Here is a 17,483-nt window from a genome sequence, read left to right on the forward strand (position 1 = left end):
CTAACTCACTCCCACAGGAAGGGAGTTCTCATTTGGTGGAGGTCGCCTTCGTTTTGTTCAGATTGGTGAGGCCTGCTCGCATTGCTATTGCTGGTTAGCAACTGCCGTCTTTGTGCTGCCGCCATGCTGGGTGATGCGTGGACGGCATTTGATTCTCACTGCGCCGCGGGTGAACGAGTCATCTGAGGCCTTGCTTGACCAAACATAGGCTTCGCCTGCACCGAGGTGACTCATTTTCTCGGAAGTCAACTCTCCGAGGGCGGCATTGGCCTTCTGGATATGCTTAAGCCAGGCTGGTGAGTTGAACTTGTGCATGATGATCTGTGAGGACAGCTCAATTAGAGAAACGGGAACCGATGGCGGGTCTTGGGACGCGACCATGATGCTGGTGCCTTTATGTCGCATTTCCCGAACCACTTCAACCAATCCGGAAACTAGATCATCGTTCTCTATGTACTTGTGGGCTTCGTCAAATACCACGAGCTTGTTAAAGGCGCCTCCTTGGTAAGTGGCTTCCGAGAAAATCTGCAACATCACCACGAACAGACCGAGCGCTTCATCCTTTTCAATGTACTCGTCACGCAGATCCACAATGATCAAGCGGCCCGGACGAATCAGGTCTTGAAGCCGTTGGTTATCGTTGATGTATTCACTGGCGAACAGCAGGCGCGTCTGGGCCAGCTCCTTCAGGTGATCGGACAGGCCAGAGTTATCAATGCCTGCTCGTAGGGCGTCCAAGGTCAGGTTGTCGCGCAGCCCCCTCATTATGAGATTGATTTGGCGCATGTACATGCTCTGGCTGCCAATCGCACCCATCAGGAATTTCCAGTGGGTGGCCTTAAGCTCGGAGGCAGAGAAAGCAATCGGCTTAACCTCGATATCCGGGTATTCGGCCCGGCGATCATCCACCTTGTTCGCAGGGGTAAGAATCAGCACATCTTTCAGCGCTTCTGGGTTGGCCTTGTAACGTTCGCGAAGGACGCGAATCTCCTCATCCACCGAGTTCGAATTGATCATCGAGGTAAACTCCGGCGCATAATCCTGCGTCGGGCTGTAATGGAAGATGACCGTGGCAAGCGGGCTTGGCAGCACGTTGATATGCTGGAACGGCATGGAGGCCATCTCGATCACCGTTCCAAGTGTGTAGCTCTTGCCGCCGCCTTGAACCCCAAAGAGACTGATCGTGTGGGTGTGGTTGAGATCTAGCGCGACCTTTCTACCGGAGACCTCTCCGAGTAATCCGTACTGAGGCGAGTCGCCATTGACGCCGAGCATGATGTCATAGCAGGCCTCTGCTTGAGGCACAGGCTCGGACGCCGGGTGCCCTCCATGCTCTGGTTCAGCATGCGCTTCCGGTACGGCAGCCACGGCAGGTTGTTCGTCATCCTTTTCGACTTCCGAAGCGATAGAAGACGGAGGGGTTGGCTCGACAGGGCTCGCCTGTTCTTCTGCCTCTTGGTGAGTAGGCGCAGGTGCTCCCTCTGCGGCCGGGGGTGCTGGCGCGGTGATTGGTACCTCCGGATCATCGTCCCAGAGCTCATCCACCGTCCAGGACGTTGACCGCGCTCTCTTGGGTGCGATAAAGGCCGCTGTCTCAAGTTTTGGCACGTTCGGTATGAACTGCTCGCTAAGAAGGTGTGTGGTCGGTTCTTCCTCAATCTCGACGGAAACAGGCTTGCGGCAGTTCTCCAGTAAGGCGCGAATGAGATCCTTACCGATGCGGTGGAATTCAATGCCAACCTCGTTGTCGGGGGCCTCGGTTCCGGTCTTGTCGAAGTCGAAGATCAGGGCGCAGCGTCTGAACTGAAGCGAGTAGCCCTGCTCGATGGATTCAAGTAGCCCTCGTGCTTCCTGCGCAGCAGTCGCATCAAAGATCCCGTAACGTAGTGAGCGCTCTAGATAGAAACGAAGGATCTGAGCCAACTCCCGGCTCTTGAGCAACCTATCCGGCCGGTCGGGCTTCTTCAAGGCCGGGTCAAAGTGGCGCTGGAGGATGCGCTCGCTCTGATTGATCTGGGCGGAAATCCGCTCCTTCAGTTGGTTGAAGGCCGCAAAGTCGCCCACTTGCGAATAGCATTTCACCTCGACCAGGTTGCAAGTGATCGTTCTGGTGTTCAAATCCAAGTCGAACAATCCCAAGTCGGTGCGTTGCAGACTGATTGCATCATTGACATCGTCTGACTCACCGCTTGAGCGGTAAAGGTCCGTGTGCGCATCCAACGGCACAATGACCTGATTGCTCAATGCGCCCTGATATTCGAGGTAGAGCCGAGCCAAAGCCAGACCAAGTGCCTCCGCCTGTTGTGTGCGAGCAGAAATCAGCTTGAGCGCTAGTTGACCGGACAGCGACCGCAGATTTGCCAGGATCTGAACCGACTGCTCGCCGTCGGCGGACAAGCCATGCTCAAGCAGCACCGGCTTCAGCATCGCCTCCAGTTCATCGTTCGAGCGCGACGAGATGATCAGGTTGTGTGTCGCCTGGGAGCTGGCTCCCGGCACATAGTCAATCAGATAGTCCGGTCTGTTCTTCCGGCCGCCGTGGTCGAAGAACTCAATCCCCATATTTCGGTCGATGGTGAACACCCAATCGCTGATCTGGTGAACCTCGTAGATCAGTTCTCGTTGGGCCACATCGAGGCCAAGGGTCACCACAGGCACAGCTTTGAAGCTGGCACCAGAAGCAGCAACCGCTGAGGTAGCAAAGCAGAGGTGTCGGCTCAGGGACGACAGCAAATCGAAGCACGCCGCATGGTTGTCCGCGCCGAGGGAGCGCCCGACAATCGGCCGCTTGTTCCAGAAGGTTCCCGAATCGTCATCAACGAATTCAGTGTCAAAGTCCTGTATCAGCCCATGCAGTGGGGTCACGCCCATCGGCTTCTCTGCAATGGAAAGCTCCTCGGCGGGAAACACATCCAGAAGAACACTGATGTGGGCCGGGAACTCCTTGGAATTTGCATGGAATTCATTCAGGGGGTGCTTGGCCAAGTTCAGTTTGGAGAACAGATGGCTGCCCGTTGAGGTCGCAAATGCGTCGGCGGCCTCGTTTACCGTGGCTCCGGGACGGACCATCGACTCAAGAGCCTCGCCCAAAACAGGTGAGTCGGGATCGGTGGTAAAGAGCCGCACGTCATAGCGCAAATCGGCATGCTCGCGCTTCTGCTGGAGCGATAGCAGAGCCTCCGCAATCACCGATCCGGCACCAGGGTTGAAGATGTTCAGTGATAACTCTCGAACATAGGGATGCTGAGAGAGATAGCGCTCGATCTTGTCCGCAATGACTTGTCCGGAAATATCTGATCCCGCCGCAGAGGGCTCGGCCAAGCCGAGCGCTGAACAGATTTCCGCCATCAGACCACGGGAATTTTCCTCGGTCGTCGGGGCGTAGAGCGCCCAGAAAGCATTCAGGTTGTCCACCGGAGTGAAGATGCGGCCATCCTCGACGGGAATACCGACCGGATAGGCAGAGGGCACAAGGCCATCCAACAGCGCGGAACGGACGTGAGGAATGTGATCCTTTCCGCCTGACTTGATCTTCTCAATCCAATCCTTACCCAGGGCGACCCAACTGCTCAGCCACAAGGCACGAAGCGGATGGGTTGGGGAGACCAAAACAGCCTCCCGGTGCCTTCCACCGAAGTCGGTCAAGATGACATGAATGGAATCGACGGCCAGCACATTTTTGAGCGCTTGCAAGTGTTGCTGACGCTCGGCACCAGAAGTCGTCTCGGCCTGACGGATGAGGTTCCTGACCAAGTCAAGGTAGCTTTCAGCATACGCGAGGCATTCCCTTTCCGAGTCGCGGAACGAAAGCCCCTGCATGATCAGCTCGGCAGTGTCTTTGCGCACTGCTGCAAAAAACTCTTCGCGGGCAGCCAAGAAGGAAGCCATCGCGGCGGAAGATGGCAGCGTGAGTCCAACCTCGGAAGGCGGCTCAGCGGTATCCAGATTGATCTGCATTCGCCAGCCTGACGGGTGCTTAGGCTCCGCCAAGACGCGCTGCTCGATGGTTTTGAGCATACGCGAAAGCGGAATCTGAACCGCGCCCTCACGACCGAATTTTGCGTGTAGGGTTTCCTGGCGAGAGGTCTTCTTGGAACGACCGCCCTCGGCCCAGGCGACACCACTGATGGCGATATCATCGGGATCGCGTTCATCGCCCAGGGCAGTCAGTTGCAGCCGGAAACGCGCATGCTCCAGGCTCTGCTCAATGGGTATGGCGCGTTGGGGTGGTTCTTCCTCGATGTTGCCACCGGGCAGGACGTAGAAAGGTTCGCTCTCGTAGGAACGTCTTGCGCCCTCGGAGGCGGAATCCGCTTCCAGCGGAATCGGATCGCCATCGGCCGTCCAAGGCATTACACGGATGAAATGCCATCCTTCCTCGAATTCGATCTTATTGAGCTTGGCCAAGTTGGTCGTGCACTGCAGGCGGTTCGGCGTCCAGGCCTTGACTTTTTTAGATTTTCCTACCGGGCCGTCGTTCTGCGAAATGATCTGAACCGTAAAATGATCAAGCCCGCTGACCTTGCCGGGGTGAGGGCTAACCTCGAACACCACGTTCATTTTGCGGCGGTCGTTCGGCACCAGAACCTGTTGCCCGATGAGGCCGGAGAGTTGGTCGTCGGTCTCATCCTCCTGAACGACCGGCAAGTCGGTCTCCAGCACTGTCAGCAGGACCTTGTCCAGCGAAAGCTCTTCCTGGAACGTCCATTTGTCGAAAGAAATGCTCCACCAGCTCTTGTCGGTCGCGATGGGCGGCGTCCAGGATTCGGGCTCCTGGACATCGTACTTTTCAAAGTAGGTGAATAGTCGCGACTCCAATGCCTTGTCGCTGAGTCCCAGATCGGCGATACGACCACGAACCGACTTGTGCGAGGCCATCAGACTGCGGACGCTGCCGAGGTTACGGCGAATCTTGCCATTGACCATGCCGGGATCAGCAAAGAGCTTGAAGTCTGGAATCAACGTCAATTCATACAGGCTGGCCCCGAGGGTTTCTCCATCAATCCCGTTTTCGAGCGCAGTGAGGAGGTACCGCACGCGGGAAACATGGTCGGCAAACAGCCACTCCTCCTCGGTGAGGATGCCCAGAAGATCGCGAGCATGGCCAACCAGTGTTGTCGGGAGCCGATCAAGCAGCGAGTCGATAAGGTCCTCGTAGATACCGGCGAAGGTCAGCTCCTCGAAGGTCGCCACACCGAAAGAGTCCTCGGCGCTGGTGCGAAGCGAAGTCGGTATGAAGACCAGCAACGGCTGACGCAGCTCGCCGTTCGCGTCCGGGTTGCGCAACTCCACCAGTTTGGTGGAAGTGACTCGGAAGGGCTGGCCCTCCTGATCATGGCTGCCGAGGATAAAGATGTTTCCGTCGGGCCGGGTCCGACGTAGTTCCTTGCAGACCGACTCCATTACCTCGTCATCGAGATCGGTGACCCGCATGCAGTGGCCTGGGCCACGGTCACCCAGGATCGCTTCGATACGGGGGCACAGCAGACAAGCGACCGCCGCGTTCAACTTATCCTGGGAAAGCTTGGTGAACGCATTACTCATGCGTGCCTCCCGTTTTTATCTGTTCCGTCATTTCTCTCAATCGCATAGCGGGGCGATACCTTCTGGGTCACGTAGGCATCCGACAGGTCCTCGTAGAACCCGATTTCACGCAGGCGACGCTTGAAGGCTTCGAGGTTGAGGCGCAGGGCGCGTCTGTCGAGGATGCTGCTGTTGGCCTGTGCTCCTTCCGGCAGCCGGTCGATGTGAAGGCCGTAGCGGCTTCTCAAAAAGGCCAGCAACTCCTCGATGCGAACCTCGCGGGTCACGAAACGCCCGTCATCCTGAGTGAGCACAGCCACCTGAAGGAGCACTTCAAGAAGCTTGCTTCCCAGCACAAACCGCCGAGGACTTCCCTTGGTTCGGGATTGGGCCAGCAGGCCGTTCTCCTTGTTCTTCAGCAGCAGTGAGTCCAGGCACTCAGTGATGTACTGGCGGTGATACTTGCCGCGATATGCCATAAGGATTTCGATGAAGGATTCGAACTCACCAAGGCCCATGGCGGTGACTTCCCGGATCTCCGGATCGATGTCCTCGTTTCCAGAGGTCGATTCCTCGATCAGGCTGGCCAGGCGGAACTTGAAGTAGGCTTGGAGCTCGGCGTCGTGCTCGGGCTTCAGTAGAGAAACCAGATCGCCGACGGTGAACACGCCGCCCCCTGGAGTAGCCAGCTTGCCCGTCTTCTTGCTCAGGTATTCCGCCATCTCATCGAGCTTCTTGACGACGAAATTGGCCTGCACAAAGGCAGGAATTTGGCGATAGAGCCGGTCAGTGGACTTGCGAGCCAGCTCGACCATATGCGGATTGTTGACGTCCCCCATATCCACGACCAGCGCCACGGGATCAGGTGAACTCTCCAGCGCATTGTCCGAGCGCTGCTTCACCAGCTTGGGCAGTATCTGCAACAACTTGAGGTGGTAGAGCGCCAGATGGAATGCCATCAGGGTCTTGAGGTAATCCACCAGCACCGAGCGAGGAATATAGGGCTCATAGGCCAGTAGCCGCAGAATGTCGTCGGCCATGATGTCGGCCTGATCGATCAGAAGTGGTGGAAAGCGCTCTGGCTCCTTGGAGTCCTGTGTGTCCTGAGTAACTTGGGAGTCGAAGCGAAGTAGCGCTTGGGTTTCTACATCGACGACCGTGCCGGATTCATGCCTGCCGGTTACATGGTCAATCCCAGGGAAAAAGAAGCGTTTTAGCGTGTCTCGGGCGGCCTGGCCCTTGCCTTTGCGGGCATAGTAGAGCATCCAATAAATCTGCTCGGCTGCCCCATAGTCACGGCAGTGCTTTGCATTTCGAAACTTATAGGTCTCTCCATGAAGCGGGCGCGGAGAGGCGACAGCCTGATTCGACTTGCCCCGATTTACCACATCAAGAAGTTCGGTCTCTACCCACTTGTGGACAATGGATGGATGTTCGTCAAAGCCCTCAAAATACTGCTTAACCTCTTCGGACAGCATCATTTCATCTGCAAATTCTTCTGGCTGCAAAATATTTGCGCGTGGCGGCTTGCGACTGCCATAGCCATTGAATTTGAGGCGAGGAAATAGCATGGTCAGCACACGATCCATTTCCGTGTGCTGCCAATGCAAATAACTGACCTTAGGTGTTCTGAATTCCTTGTCTCTACCCTTGATTGACATGATATTCAGCCCCCTTTTCAGAAACACCCAATGCCAATACGCCATCCTCTTTTCTGTTTATCTGGTAGAACCGGAGCCCATTTTCCGTCAGCAGAACTTCTTGATAGAGTGCAGCAGATAACAGGTTTTTAAATACCGCCAGACTTAACAGGAAACCTTCCTGTTCCTCGATGCTGGGACGGTAGCCGTTGTTGAGCCGCATCAGCATTTCATAGATATCAAGATTGATGCGCAGGCTGGCCTTGTGCCCGTCGCCGGAGTCGTAAAGCAGCACCAGCGCCTGAGACAGGCATTCAAGGAAAGGATGAGCCGCTGTTTCCTGCTCGGTGCGGAGCGTGAAATGGTCGCCGTCAAAGAGACGGTAACTGCGGATGGTGCCCTTATCCACCTGGCGAACACGCAGCGCCAACTGGTTGCCCAAACGCGCCGGATCGCTCAGACCTTCGCCCCGGTTGATGGCTCGAAGAATGGCCGTAACCTCATCTGCGCTTTTCGCTCCCGGCTGCTCAATGGCATCCAGGAAGGGATCGATGCTTCCATATGGCAGCATCTCCTTCCAGCCGGTGTCGCGTCGCTCAAAGAAATGGCGACGGCGCATATGCGATAGATAATTGCGGTGCTTGGCGATCAGTCGATCACGGTTCTTCGACGAGTAATCGCGAGGCAGATTGCGGAACAGCGTTGCCACAAGTTCATCGTCATACCCAGCCCGCTCCGCGAACGAGAAGCGGCTCATGGCCTTGGTCTTGGGATTGAGGAAGCCAAGCTCGCGGTCCAGATCGGGATTGCTGACTTCGGCAACGTCAATTTCGCGCAGCAAGGCAATCAGCCGGTCATTGGATCCTTCCGCCCCGCCAAGCCACGAGTTGAAATAGAAACCGTCAAGGATGCGATTCTGGGTTTCTTCTCCGCCGTTCTGATAGAGGTGGTGAATGCCGTCGCAATCCTGGGTGCCTACCAGCATGAAGGCCAGCGCCGAACGAAGGTCGCGCATGGTGATGTGCAGTCGGCCGCGCAGGTGCGTAATGGTGTAGAGCATCTTCAGGCGCTCGATCACCTTGGGACCGGCAACCGGGTCCTGGAAGGTCCGGGCGTTGTGATAGGCGTAGCATTTGCCCTTGAGATCGCACTTGTCGCATGCCTGCCAGTATTCCTGCTGCGTCATGCGGGCGATCAGTCGCTCCAGAATCGAAGGCTGACCTTCCTCGGGTTCGGCGACCACCGAGCGCAGGTTGAGGTTGATAACTGCGATACCACCTTCCGGAGCAGCTCCGGCCAAGCCCTGCTGGATCTGCTTGGCAAGCAACGGGAACTCTTCTTCATGCTCAAGGAAGAAGTCGACCAGCCGTCCCTCGTTGATGGCGATTAGGCGGGTCTGATTCTCGGGCCAGCCGGAGGCATCCTTGCCCGCGAAGGGAGCGAAGAACTTCTGAAGCACGGCATCGTTGCGCTCGTCGCCTTCATCCTGGCTGCCGTCGTAGTTGCTTTGGTAGGTATGCCCCTTGAGCTGGAACACAGCCCCGTTCGCGCCGCGCTGTATCTGTGCGCCCTTGCTCTCGGCAAAGGCCTCGAACTGCTGGATGAAGGCCGTCTTGCCGTCGCCGGCGTTACCGCTGATGATGACCAAACGGAACTCGCCCTTGAGCAGCGCGGGCTTGAGCTTTTCGTCCAGATAAGTCGACACGTAGGTGGCCTTGCCAACTTCGTCGAGGCCACGGGTGCCTGCGTTGGACACCTGGCTCTGGCTATAGAGCGTCAGCAGGTGGGTTACAAAGGGGTTGGTGTTGGGCTTGGTCGGCTCGAAACCCAGCTTGGACACCACCTTGGGTCCGGCACCAATCTCGCCGGTCGTCAGCACCGAGCGCAGGCGCTTGACCTCGGCCAGGGCAATCAAGAACTCCTCCGCCGACGCAAAACGATCCTTGCGCTCCGGCGCGATCATCTTCGCCAGCACATTGACCAGCGACGAGCTGAGGTCGGCGCAGCCTTTGAACTGCTTGGGGTCCCTGGGCTGAGTCTTGATCGGCGGCGTGGGATCGTCGAATGGATACTTGCCGGTCAGGCACTCATAGAAGGAGATGCCCAAGGCATAGAGGTCACGATCCATTCGATCCGAAGCATCCGGCTCGGAGGAGTAGTCGTAATCCGGCGGCAGGTAACGGCGCGTGCCGCCACCACCTTGAACCTCATCGTTCTCGGAGACCGCGACGTTGAAATCGATGATGCGGACGCCTTTGTCCGTCCAAAGCAGATTGGAGGGCTTGACGTCCTGATGGTAAACGCCGTGCTTGTGGAGATGGGCCAGCCCCTCGGCGGCCTCGCGCACGATGCGTACGGCATCATCCAGCGACAACGCCTCGGCATCGATCAGATCGGAAACATCCAAACCTTCCACATACTCAAAGACAATGTAAGGCGTCTGCTTGGCATCGGCCATGCGATCCGCCCAGATCACCTTCACCACATGCGGATGTTCGGGGAGATTGGTCAGGGTCTTGTACTCGCGGCGCAGCCGTTCGTACACGCTGCGGCGGTCCTTGGTCACCAGTTTGATGACGCGCACCACATCGCCCAGGGAATCGAACACCTTGTAGGCGACGCCGAAGCCGCCGCTGCCCAGCTTCTTCTGAATGCGGAAGCGATCCGCCAGGATGAAATCCTGCGGCAAGTTCATCAGGTTATCTGGGAGCTGTGGCACAACCACGGCCGGGCCGCTCACATCCGGGCCTGAGTCGTTCTTGGCCTCAGGCAGAATCAGATCATCCAGGGCCTTGCGAGCGATGGCTGCGCTCGTGTGCCGTTCCTCCGGGTCAAACTCGCAGAACTTCTGCAACCACTCGTCGATCCCCTTGGGCAGGTCCGGCTTGTGCTCCGAGGGCTTGATGGGGAACTTGCCGTCGGCCTCCATCATCTGGTCGACGCTTTCAAAGGGCAGCTCGCCGGTCAGCAGTTCAAAAAAGATCAGCCCGGCGGCATAGAGGTCGGAGGCAATGCTGGCCTGGGTCGGGTCCTTAAAGCACTCTGGAGCCTGGTAGGTAGCATCCAGATCATCCACCACCTGATCGGCGATGGTAGAGGTGCGGTTCTTGCCCACCCTGGCGAAATCGAAATCGGTTACCCGGGCCTGGCCGCCCTTGGTCAGCAGAATGGCGTCCGGGGTCAGGTTGCGGTGGATCACCTCATGCCGGTGCGCATGGTCCAGGGCCGACAGCACGTCGCGCATCACTTGGAGCTTCTGATCGAAGGTCAGCGCCATCGAGACCTTGTTGATGTGCAGGCGCAGGGCCTGGCCAGGCAGATCCTCAGTGACCAGCACCACCTTGTCTTCATCGTCGGAGACGAACAGATCCTTCACCGCCAGCACATTGGCGTGGGTCGGCATGTGTGCCACGGCGCGATAGGCGTTGCTGATCTTCTTGAACTCTTCCTTGCGGGCGGCCTCGTCCTGGTACGGGTCAGCCTGGTAGACCCGCAGGCGGGCCATGCCGCCGCTCTTGCCCAACAGGTTGTGTTTGGCGCGGTACTCGGTGTAGCGGTCGGTGCCGCCCAGCTTCTCTTCCACCTGCCAGTCGCGGAACACCAGCGCCGCGCTCTTGGGCTTGGCGTTGCCGGTGATCGCCTTGGCGATCTGGGAGTGGAAGCGGGTGATGTTATCCAGCCGGTTGTCAGGAATGCGGCTCGCGTCGCGGAAGTATTTCAGGCAGTGCTTGAAGTCGGTCACGTCCGGGCTGTCGATGCCCGCCTGATCGAACACGGTGGCGTCATCGGCAGTAAGCAACACGGCGGCATGGACATGAGCCTTGCGCAGCTCGATCTGTCCGGGATTGCTATCGCGGATGAAGCTGGCCATCACCTTCGCGTGGTGACGAAGCTTCGCGAGGGGCGAGTGAAACGGTTGCCGCCCCTGCGGATACCACTTGGAGCCATACACATCGATGTTGCCCCGCGTCCCTTTGACATCCACCAGATACACCGCGTGAGGCGCGAGGATGGCGATGTCGATCTCGAATACCTCCTGGCCTTGGCGCATCTCGAAGTTGTGGAAGATCAACCAACCATCGGGCAGATGATCCCGAAGGAAGCCGATGGCCTGGCGTTCAGATTCGTTCGCGGGCTGCCCGATGGGTATGACTTTTGCCATTAGCGAGCCCCCTCCTCAATGGTGCGCTCGACGAGGGAACGGGCTTCGTCTTCGAACCTTATGGCCTCATCGCGGGCCTCATAAGCCTCCATGACCAAGTCATGGCACTTCTTGCGGACCGCCTGTTCTGGGTAAGGGATCGGTAAAGACGGCAAAACTGCATAGTGAAAATCTTGGAGTTTGCTTCCTGTCGAGGCGGAGCGAAGCATACGGAATGCCGTTTCTGAACGCATAAATGCAAACAGCGCCCCCCGTTCGATCTGCGACTCGTCGGCAATGACTCGTAGGAAGTGCTCCGAATAGGCCCTCTCCAGCGTACTTCCAGTTATAAACTCGGCACGGCAGAATAGCTCTCCCTCACCAAGCGTTCCTTGAGCGGCCACCAGAATCGTTCCATCGGAAACGAGAACTTCCTCGCGAACGGATGCTTTAGAAATCCAGCGACCTTCTGGTCGCAGCCAAAAAATTTGTTTCTGGCCAACCAGTTGATACGAGTGTTCTGGAGCTGCATCAATTCGCTTGAATATATTGCCCCGGCGCAATGTTCCTTCAAGGCATAATTCGCCAAGCAACTTATGCTGTCCTTCTTTAATTTGCGAGCAAAGCCGCTCGAATCGAGGATTAAAGTTTAAAGCCCGCAAAGACTTCGAACTTACAGGGGTGGCAAATCCAAGATCGCTACCCCACGAGTGCCACTCCGTTGGATTAATATCTGAAAGCCCAACAGAATCAAAATAGAGTTCCGTAGCTTCGTTAAGCTTTGCTTGACTGTTACTAAGAAGGCTTCCAGAGCGCTGGATTAACCGGTCTGCAACAGACTCTACTTCTCCTAATCGTGGCACAGGCAAGTTGCTAACATGGTGTGGTTCTATACTTTGAATTATCGAGCCGTAAGTGCCAGAGACAACAAGAGGAATTCCAAAGCGAGATGACAGATAAGCAAAGATGTAGCCTTCTGGCACTTTATTCGCGTCGGGAACTATCCGCATTACGTGCTCAGAGCAGGCCATGCCATCCATGCTCTCGCGAGCAAACGCCATCCTCCCTGTCGTACCTGAACGAGTAATCAGCGTCCAGCCTTTCCGTATGGTGAACTGTGGGTTTCTGTTTACCTGCTTCTTGGAAAGCAGGGGTTGGTACGTGAGGTCGAAAGCCAAAATATCTGTGCTTCCCATAAAGGGAACACCATGCTGAGCATCCAGAACATACTGTCTGCCCTCTCTGCCTGCATGAAATATGTCTTTTGTAAGGCTCTCAAGTGGTTCTACGCTGAACTGCCTCATTAGTTCGGCAGCTTCTATAGCGCCAGACATATAAGGCCCGCAGTCCAAGCGACGGCCATTGTGCTCCAGCCAAGAACTTGGCACAGCTTTTACCTGGAATTTTCTGCTCATAACGTCACCTCGCCGGTTGCGCGGAATTCCTTGTATTTCTCTGCCACCAGCGGCAGCTCGTCATGAACGCGGCGGTTGCGACGTGTGGTCCGGCGGATTTCTACTTCACCACCTTCTCGAACCCGCTCGATCACTTCCTCATCGAAAACCAGTTCCTCTCCATCGGGGGCTCGCTGGAACAGGAGATTGCCCCGGGCGTCGACACCAGCCCGGTCCACCACGGCCATGAAGACCTTGTATTCCGGGTGTTCGGTATTGATGAGCTCTTCCTGGCTGCGGCGGCGCAGTACCAGGAGACTGGGCAAGGCGGGCGTCAGGCCATATTCCTTCACCGTGACCTTGAACGGCTCCACCGGCAGGTCAACCGAGGCCAGGACCTCGCAGTGGCGCAGAATCCACCAGCGCACGTGCTCATCGCCCGGATTGCCCAGCAAACCATCGGGCAACAGGATGCCCACGCGGCCGGTGCCAGGCTTCACCCATTGCAGGGCGCGTTCGATAAATAGCACCTCGGGCGGCACACCGCCGATGTTTAGATTGCCGGTGTTGCGGAATCCACCTTCTTCGTCGCGCTCCCAGTTGTTGCCCAGGTCGTAGCGCTCCAGGATGGAGGTGTCGCTGACCGTGTCTTGTGTCGAGAACCAGGGGTTGAGCAGAACCATATCCATGCTGCCTAGCGGCATGGCCGGGCGAGCGGCCTCAATGCCATCCAGATCGCCGTCCGGGAAGGTGCGAGCATCGATGCGGAACACACGACCGGGATTGCCGGTGGTGAACAGCAGGTTCATGCGGCTGGCCACGGCCAGGAAGGGATCAATGTCGCAGCCGAGGGCATTGCTGGCCGCCCAGGCGGCGGTTTCGTTTTGCGCCTGGCGGATCTGTTCGTTGGTGGCCTCTTCAGGCGTCGTGCCCACGGCCGCCAGCTTTTTCCTGAAGATGTGCGCAGCGGTCATGGCCAGGAAGGTGCCGGTGCCGCTGGAGCAGTCCATGATGCGTTCGCCGGGTTGCGGGTCGAGCATCTCCACCGCCATTTCGGCCACGTTGAGCGGCGTAGGGTAGCGGCCCTCGCGGCCGTCCATCACGCTGCGGGCAACCGCACGGAAGGCCTCGGTACGGTAACGTGGCTGGGTTTCGCTCAGTGAGTAACGGGCCAGCTCCATGACCACGCGGGCGGTCTCGTGGGGTTCCAGCGTCAGATCCCAGCCACGGGTCAGCAGGTTCGGTTGCCAGGCCTTGGCGGCGGCAATGGATTCGGTGATGCGCTGGGCAATGGCCTGTTGGCCCGCCTCGGTGAAAGGCTCGTCACCCCTGATCCAGAACTTGCGCCCACCGGTGGGCAGGGTCTCGTCATGGATCTTGGCCAGCATCAGCACGGCCAACTGCTTGAAGGAATCCTTGTGATCGAGACCAAGATTCCGGTTCAGATATTGACGGCAGCGCATCAGGGCGTCTTCCAGATCTTCCGCTTCGGCGCTGACCTGAATGACACCGCCGGTGCGATCGAGATCGGAGGTGCGTTCGCCCGGAACCGGCCAGACACCCAGCGGTTTGGGCCGGACTTCAAAACGGGTGCGCTCGACCTGGAACAGGAACTCTTCTTGACCGTTGGTCCACATGCCCAGCGTCGCGCCCGGGATCAGTTCCAGCAGCTCCTTGAGCTCGCGCAGGTCGGCGTCGGCCTCGGCAATGGAGCGGAGCTTGTCTCGCTTTTTCTGATTTTTGCAGACGATGATCCGCTGCAGGTTGTCGTTATTGTGCTCGGCATCGGGGCGGAAAATCGCGATGTCGATGCGCTTGCGCCCCTGGCCGGGGATCTGCGGGTTGTAGTTGACCTCCAGATCGTTTCGGTCAAAGCCATAGCTCTCGATGAGCTGGCGCAGAACTTTCTGCACCAGCAGCTTCTTGGCCGAGGCGCTTTCCTTGTTGCCGGTCAGGATGTCGATGAAAAAGTTATCCGGGCCGCTCTCTTCGGCAGCATCCTGCGGGGTCTCGATGATGTCGTCTTGATCGCTCACCCGTTCTGCTCCTTGAGAAATTCGCGGTACTTCTCAGCGATGACCGGCAGATCGTTGTCCTCGATCTTTTCACTGCGGGTCAGGGTCCGTTCCACGAAGCGCCCGCCGATACGGATGCGCTCGATATGCTGCTTGGGCTCGACAATCTCTTCGCCGTCCGGGGTGCGCTTGTAGAGTTTGTTACCACGGCGGTCGAAGCCAACCTTGTCGGCAACGGCCATGAAGACTGGGTATTCCTCGGCACGACCTAGGGCCTCGCGATGCTTCTCCTGGTCGTCCTTGCGGCGCAGGAACAGCAAGCTGGTGAGGATGTTGACGTTGGCTTCGGCAATGAAGGCTTCTACCGGCAGGTCGACGGAAGCAAGCACCTGCGTTTCGCGCATGATCCACCAGCGGATGTATTCCGCGGCCGGATTGCCAAGAACTCCGTCGGGAAGAACGATGCCCATGCGGCCGGTTCCCGGCTTGAGCCACTTGATGCAGCGCTCGATAAAGAGAATTTCGGGGGCAACGCTGCCCTTGAGGACGCCGGTGTTGCGGAACCCGCCTTCGCCGTCCGGCTCCCAGCCATGAGCCAGCTCGTACTGCTCCAGAATGTGCTTGTCCGTAATCGGGATGTCGGAGCCGAAGGGAGGGTTGGTGGCGATGATATCCACCGACGCCAGCGGGATCTCCTTCTTGACGCTGGGCAGGTCGGCTAGATGCCCCAGCGGAAACTCCAATGAGTTGATGTTGTAGATATGTCCACGGCCATCGCCCGCCAGCACCATGTTCATCTGAGCGGCGCGGATCAGGAACGGGTCGAAGTCGGTGCCGAAGACATTGGCGGCGGCATACTCTTTCAGCCGTTCGTGGATGTTCAGGAACTCGGTGGTGTTCTCGTTTCCGGCCTGGATGTTTTGCTCTTCGCGGAACTTCTTCAGCATGTGCCCCAGGGTCGCGACCAAGAAGCCGCCGGTGCCACAGGCCGGGTCCAGCAGAGTCTCGGTCTCTTTGGGGTCGAGCATCTCAATGACCAGCTTCACGACGCCTCTAGGAGTGAAATACTGGCCCCGGTCGCCACGCAGGTTAACGCCAACTAGCTCCTGGTAGGCCACGCCCTTGGCATCGACGTCAGTTCGGGTGAAGTCGTACTTGGCCAGTTCCGAAACGATAAAGGCCAGCGCCCGGTCGGAGAGAGTGATCTCCTCGTTGCCTCGGAAAATATTCTTGTACTGCTTCTTGACCTCGGTGAAGAGCTCCTCGATCCGGACGCGGATGGCTTTGCGCCCTTGTGGCTCGAACTGCTCCTTGGGTCCAGCCCAGAAACGGCGCTGCCAGGCCTGCCGCTGCTTGGCACGCAGGTTCTCGTCGTGCATCTTGCAGAATATTAGGTACAGGAATTGCCAGAAGGCGGCGTCCTTGGGCATGCCCTCGTTGCCATGAATGAAGTTGTGGCAACGCCGGAAGGTGATCTTCAGCATCTCGTTGTCGGCGACACGGGTATGGGCATCGGAGATGACCTCCTTAGTGCCGACCGACTCTTCGGCCATCGGCCAGTCGCCGATGGGGTTGCACTTGGTTTCGAAGCGCTTTTGCTCTTTCTCGACAAAGAAGAACTCCAGGCCGTTGGTCCACAAGCCGTACTGAACGGCATCGACCTCGCGCATGATGGTTTCGATCTCTTCGAGGTCTTTGGCGGCCTGCTCGTAATCGCGGATGCGCATGGCATTTTTGCCGACGTTCGGTTCTTGGCGGCAAATCACTGCGCGGCTGAGATTCTCAATTGTGTGGTCCTTGCCGTGGTGGAAGATGGCCACATCCACCTTCTTGCGCCCGCCAATGGAGAAATCCAACTCCATGTCTTCCGGAGAGAATCCGTATTCATGGATCAGGGCACGAACTACCCGCTGCCGAACGAGCTCTTTCTTCGTTTCCTTGATCTGTCTGCCGGAAACGTAGTCGAGCGTGTATCCAGCTGGGATGGTGTTCTCGGCCTGCTTGTTCTTCTTTCTGCTCATATAAAAACTCCGCTCACCGAGGCTGGGGTCATTTCTGGTCTTCCTCGCCGAAATCATGGGTTGTGTGTTTCTGCTGCTCTATCCATGTATCGATGTCCTTTCGGGCGAATCGCCACTGACCTCGCACCTTGAACGCAGGTAGTTCTCCAGCCTGGGCCATGGAGTAGACCGTCTTCTCGCCGACCTTTAAGAGCGTGGCGACCTCTTTAACCGTGAACACTTCTTCCCCAAGCATCTGTTCGCTCCTGAAAAGTGACGACGTGGGCAGATTGGCCGGCATGGTCCTGGCCCAAGATCGGCAGGAAAGAGCAAACTTTACCAAACAATGGAGTAGTCTACTAAGCGTGTTAAGTGTTGCACAACACTAAACACCTGAGGTAGGATGCGCGGTATGAGTAGCTTTGGAGAGACGATTCGCGACCTTCGGGTGGCACAGAGCCTTGGCTTACGCGAGGCGGCAGGCTTAGTCGGCATTTCGCCGGCCTACTTGAGCCGTATCGAGCGTGGTAAGGAGTCTCCGCCTAGGCCTGAGGTCATCAAAGCTCTAGCGAAGGTGCTGGCGGCAGATCCCGACGTGTTGTTCCGCCTATCGCCTTCGACTGACCCTGAAGTCGTCGACTACTTGCACACGCAGCCTGAAGCGATGGCTTTAGTGCGATACCTCAAGGAGGCGTCATTGCCCGCAGAGGACGTCGCAAAGTTGTTGGAGCTTGCCGAGTCGCTGTCTCGCCCTACCAAGTAGAGAACTG

General features: G+C 57.6%; 8 protein-coding genes. 1 reads left to right on the forward strand and 7 read right to left on the reverse strand.

Going from position 1 to position 17,483, the window contains the following annotated elements; translation table 11 throughout:
- Nucleotides 1-84: 84 nt before the first annotated feature.
- Genes mads8 through mads1 form a run of 7 tightly spaced genes read right to left on the reverse strand, consistent with a single transcriptional unit; the run spans nt 85 to nt 17,014 of the window.
- Entirely contained in the window at nt 85-5,544 is a 5,460-nt protein-coding gene (gene mads8, locus Z164_RS0104815) for a methylation-associated defense system ATP-binding protein MAD8 (RefSeq protein WP_024889603.1), read from the reverse strand.
- A complete protein-coding gene (gene mads7, locus Z164_RS0104820; protein ID WP_201769569.1) occupies nt 5,541-7,229 on the reverse strand; it encodes a methylation-associated defense system protein MAD7 in 1,689 nt (562 codons plus the stop codon). The genes mads8 and mads7 overlap by 4 nt, the downstream gene beginning before the upstream one ends.
- On the reverse strand, nt 7,168-11,325 hold the full coding sequence (gene mads6, locus Z164_RS0104825) for a methylation-associated defense system protein kinase MAD6 (RefSeq protein WP_024889605.1): 4,158 nt from the start codon (nt 11,323-11,325) through the stop codon (nt 7,168-7,170). The genes mads7 and mads6 overlap by 62 nt, the downstream gene beginning before the upstream one ends.
- Entirely contained in the window at nt 11,325-12,719 is a 1,395-nt protein-coding gene (mads5, locus tag Z164_RS21750; RefSeq protein ID WP_081770069.1) for a methylation-associated defense system restriction endonuclease subunit S MAD5, read from the reverse strand. Before mads5 ends, mads6 begins: the two co-directional genes overlap by 1 nt.
- Entirely contained in the window at nt 12,716-14,734 is a 2,019-nt protein-coding gene (mads2, locus tag Z164_RS0104835; protein WP_024889606.1) for a methylation-associated defense system DNA methyltransferase MAD2, read from the reverse strand. The genes mads5 and mads2 (Z164_RS0104835) overlap by 4 nt, the downstream gene beginning before the upstream one ends.
- Nucleotides 14,731-16,734: a methylation-associated defense system DNA methyltransferase MAD2 gene (gene mads2, locus Z164_RS0104840; protein ID WP_024889607.1), complete on the reverse strand. Its 2,004-nt coding sequence runs from the start codon at nt 16,732-16,734 to the stop codon at nt 14,731-14,733. Before mads2 (Z164_RS0104840) ends, mads2 (Z164_RS0104835) begins: the two co-directional genes overlap by 4 nt.
- Before the next feature lie 28 nt (nt 16,735-16,762).
- Nucleotides 16,763-17,014 carry a methylation-associated defense system helix-turn-helix domain-containing protein MAD1 gene (gene mads1, locus Z164_RS0104845; protein ID WP_223819789.1) on the reverse strand — a complete coding sequence of 84 codons (252 nt, stop codon included), beginning with the start codon at nt 17,012-17,014 and terminating at the stop codon, nt 16,763-16,765.
- Between the two features lie 111 nt (nt 17,015-17,125).
- Here mads1 and Z164_RS0104850 point away from each other — a divergent pair, with 111 nt between their 5' ends.
- Entirely contained in the window at nt 17,126-17,476 is a 351-nt protein-coding gene (locus Z164_RS0104850; protein ID WP_024889609.1) for a helix-turn-helix domain-containing protein, read from the forward strand.
- The last annotated feature ends 7 nt before the right edge of the window (nt 17,477-17,483 follow it).

This window comes from Luteimonas huabeiensis HB2 (genome assembly GCF_000559025.1).
Taxonomy (GTDB): domain Bacteria; phylum Pseudomonadota; class Gammaproteobacteria; order Xanthomonadales; family Xanthomonadaceae; genus Luteimonas; species Luteimonas huabeiensis.